General features: G+C 55.6%; 1 protein-coding gene. It reads left to right on the top strand.

Annotated elements, in window-relative coordinates:
* Positions 1-254 precede the first annotated feature (254 nt).
* On the top strand, positions 255-673 hold a 419-nt coding region (gene bioH, locus K0039_RS24700; protein ID WP_228106764.1), incomplete at its 3' end, for a pimeloyl-ACP methyl ester esterase BioH.

The raw sequence follows: 673 nt of genomic DNA, 5'->3' as shown, positions 1-673 counted from the left end.
GCGGCGCATAGTCGGCAACCGTGACCAGTCTTTGCCAGGGCGGCGGTTTTTGCAGGCAGCGACCGCAGGGAAGATGGGAGTGTGTGGCGGGTAATCCACATTGTGGGCATAACGTTTTATCTGTGCGGGTGGCGCGTGAACAGACCGAACAAATCCCCCAATGACCTAACGCCAGTGGCATTCGGCATAGCCAGCATAATCCCGGTACTGTTAGCATATGTTCATCCTTGTAAGTCAAAAGAGAACAATAGCGGATGAATAACATCTGGTGGCAGACCAAAGGTCAGGGGAATGTTCATCTTATGCTGCTGCACGGATGGGGACTGAATGCCGAAGTGTGGCGTTGCATTGACGAGGAACTTAGCTCGCATTTTACGCTGCACCTTGTTGACCTGCCCGGCTTCGGGCGTAGCCGGGGATTTGGTGCGCTGTCACTTGCTGATATGGCCGAAGCCGTGCTGCAACAGGCACCTGATAAAGCCATTTGGTTAGGCTGGAGTCTGGGCGGGCTGGTGGCAAGCCAGATTGCGTTAACCCATCCCGGGCGCGTTCAGGCGCTGGTCACCGTGGCGTCGTCACCTTGTTTTAGTGCTCGTGACGAGTGGCCGGGGATAAAACCGGACGTGCTGGCGGGATTTCAGCAGCAACTCAGTGATGATTTTCAGCGTACAGT

Source organism: Terrisporobacter mayombei, from assembly GCF_020748465.1.
Classification (GTDB): domain Bacteria; phylum Bacillota; class Clostridia; order Peptostreptococcales; family Peptostreptococcaceae; genus Terrisporobacter; species Terrisporobacter mayombei.
This window is presented reverse-complemented; position numbering and strand designations above follow the sequence as displayed.